The organism is Binatus sp. (SeqCode) (assembly GCF_036522015.1).
Lineage (GTDB): Bacteria > Desulfobacterota > Binatia > Binatales > Binataceae > Binatus.
This window is the reverse complement of the sequence record NZ_DATDGQ010000211.1, coordinates 1-2,909: the sequence shown is the minus strand read 5'-3', so window position 1 is coordinate 2,909 and position 2,909 is coordinate 1. Positions and strand designations below refer to the sequence as shown.

General features: G+C 62.0%; 4 protein-coding genes. All 4 read left to right on the top strand.

Annotated elements, in window-relative coordinates:
* On the top strand, positions 1 to 458 hold a 458-nt coding region (locus VIW95_RS09205; RefSeq protein ID WP_331585670.1), incomplete at its 5' end, for an NAD(P)-dependent oxidoreductase.
* A 19-nt stretch (positions 459 to 477) separates the two neighbouring features.
* A complete protein-coding gene (locus VIW95_RS09200) occupies positions 478 to 1,257 on the top strand; it encodes a hypothetical protein (protein ID WP_331585668.1) in 780 nt (259 codons plus the stop codon).
* Positions 1,258 to 1,360: 103 nt separating this feature from the next.
* A complete protein-coding gene (locus VIW95_RS09195) occupies positions 1,361 to 2,719 on the top strand; it encodes a hypothetical protein (protein WP_331585665.1) in 1,359 nt (452 codons plus the stop codon).
* A partial coding sequence (locus VIW95_RS09190) for an AAA family ATPase (protein WP_414645279.1) occupies positions 2,716 to 2,909 on the top strand: 194 nt, incomplete at its 3' end. The genes VIW95_RS09195 and VIW95_RS09190, both read left to right, overlap by 4 nt.

Here is a 2,909-nt window from a genome sequence, read left to right as displayed (position 1 = left end):
AGGTGAAACCGATCCTCGACGTGATGGGGCCGGAGATTTTTGACTTTGGCGACAACGTGGGCGCGGCGAACGTAGTGAAGCTCGCGGGAAATTTTATGATCGCGGCCGCACTGGAAGCGATGGGCGAGGCGGTGGCGATGATGCGCAAGAGCGGCGTCGATGCGTCGGCGGCACTCGATATGCTCGGCAAAACGATCTTTGCGGCCCCGGTTTACCAGGGCTACGGTCCGATCATCGCGCATGGGCGATTCACGCCGGCGGGTTTTCGGCTGCCGCTCGGCCTCAAGGACATCGACCTCGTGCTGCAGACCGCATTGGCGGCCAACGCGCCGATGCCGACGGCGAGCCTGCTGCGCGATCGATTCATCTCGGCGATTGCCAAGGGGCGAGCTGAGCTGGACTGGTCCGCGATCGCTTTGGGAGCGGCCGACGACGCCGGGCTCAAGGAATCGCGCTGAAGGATCTGCGAAACGCGCGATGAGATACGGCCGCCATATTTTCGCGCTCTTTATATGTGCGACCGCGGTGCTCGCGAGCGCGGGTCCGTCGCAGGCGATCGACTTCTACGAAATCCAGATTTACGACACCGATACCGCACCTGTCGGTCACCTGACGCTCGAATTGCATTCCAATACGACCTCGACTGCGACCGGGCAATTGGCGAAAAGCCAGACCGACGTGTATCAGATTCACGAGACGCTCGAGGGCACGTATGGAGTGCTGCGCTGGCTCGAAGTCGGGCAGTATTTCTGTACGGCGAAGCTCTCCAACGGCGACTATGAATACTCGGGGTCGCGAACGAAGGTTCATTTCGGAATCCCGCAGACGTTCGAGTGGCCGGTGCAGTTCGGCGGCAATATTGAGCTGGACTACATGCGGCATGCGGCTGAAGAAAATCCGACGACGCTCGAGCTGCGGCCGATCGCGGGCGCGAGCTACAAGGGATTTCGGTTGGTGGGGAACTTTGCGTTCGAGGATCCATTCAGCGGCCCGGGAGCGCATCACGGAATGCAATTCGATCCGTCGGGCGAGCTGGTCTACAAGCTGACCGACTGGCTTTCACCGGCGGTCGAATACTACGGCGACATGGGATCGATTCAGCCGCTGGCCAAGGTGCAGGAGCAGCAGCACTTTATCGTGCCGACGCTGAATTTTAATTTTCTGCCGCAGCTCGAGCTCAATCTCGGCGTGGGAATCGGACTGACTCGCGCGAGCAACGGGCTTTTTCTGAAATCGATTGTTGGCTGGACGTTTTAAGCTGACCCCTGACCGATTCAAGTACAATCGAACCCGCGGGAGATTCATCGTTGCGTGACTAGCGGAGCTAAACTATCCTCGATCCACGCGCTTGGCGCATTCGATGTCGTTTTCCTCATCAGATCGGCAACCGGACCAGAAGCTCGGGCAAATCCTGGGCCGGGTCGGTTCTGTCCGCACCCGACTTAACTCGTTGGCGTTGCAGCATGCGATTTTTTACACGCTCGCGATCGCGATTGCATCCGGCGCCGCGATTTTCGCGGGTGCATACTTGCTGTCGCCGCTCACTTTCATGATTGGCGGGTCGGCGCTGGTAGTTGTTGCGATCATCGGTATCGCGAGCGCGGTCTCGGCCGGCTGGCAAATGCGCACCAGCGCGGTTCGCGCCGCGGCGATCGCCGACGATCGTGCTGAGTTGAAGGGGCGCCTCTCGACGATCATCGCGCTCGCAGGCCTCGAAAGGCGCGGCCCGCTGTGGTCGTACCTGATTGAAGATACTCTCGGCTATCATGACCAGTTCGCAACCTCGAAGATCGAGCGTCGTCGCGTATCGCGTGCAATCTATCCGCTGGCCGGAGCACTCGTGCTGGCCGCGCTCGCGTTCCCGATTTCGAAGATCAAGCGCGCGCCGCAAATCATCCCGGGCAACGGGCAGGACGACCTGACCGTCGATCTCGACGACCTGCATCTGCGGGCCGCCGAGCCGGGCGATGAATCGGGGATGCAGGTCACCGCGGACCCCGCGACCATGCGCCGGCTCCAGGACAAACTTGCCCGCGAAAGTGCGGGCGGTGGAGACGTCAGCGGCAATTCGCTGAATCAACTGATGAACCGCGCGAGGGACATGGCCGGGAATTTACAGAACAAACTGACCGGTCAGCAGATGGCCTCGAAGCAGCGCCTCAACCTGCGCCTGGCCGATGCGGGCCGCGATCAGGATCAAAACGAAATTCATCGCGCTCCCGATGCGCAGAAAAATCGGCACGGAGAACTCGCCGGACAGTTCAAGCAGGATCAGCCGAAGTCCAACCACGAGTTCGATCTGCCACCGGAAGACGATTCGCGCCAGCCGAAGTCGCAGCCTTCTCCCGGCGGCAGGGGTCGGGCGGGCGTCGAATCCAACGCCGGCACCGACAACCCCAACAAGGATGACAGCGCGACCGATCGCAGTATCCAGCAGAGCGGCGAGAACAGCAGCAACGGTGGCGAGGCACATGGAATCGGCGCGGATCCCGACAGCCTGTTCGGCGCGCCCGCGGCGTCGAAGCTCGGTACCGAGGGTTTCGAGATTGCAATCGAGGCGCGGCCCGTCGATCACGGCGCGAAGGGCGCCGGTCACGCCTACGTCCCGCCCAAAGTGCGCACTCCTCTGAGCACGAACCAGGAGCCGGATGAGCCGGTGGCGCGCGCCGCGGTGCCGGCCGGCGACCGAACCACGATCAAACGGGTGTTCGAACGATGAGCGAAGTACAGGCGGAAACGCCGACGGTGGCGGATTTCGCCCGGACGTTTCGGCGTATCCAGGCCCAGATCCACAAGATGATCATCGGCCACGAGCAGGCCGTCGAGGAATTGCTCTCGGCGCTCTTCGCAGGCGGTCACGTGCTGATCGAGGGCGTGCCCGGCACCGGCAAGACCACGCTGGTCAAGAC

Bases quoted from the DNA above. Each gene is read 5' to 3' on its own strand.
- VIW95_RS09200 (WP_331585668.1), top strand. From the start codon at position 478: ATGAGATACGGCCGCCATATTTTCGCGCTCTTTATATGTGCGACCGCG.
- VIW95_RS09195 (WP_331585665.1), top strand. From the start codon at position 1,361: ATGTCGTTTTCCTCATCAGATCGGCAACCGGACCAGAAGCTCGGGCAA.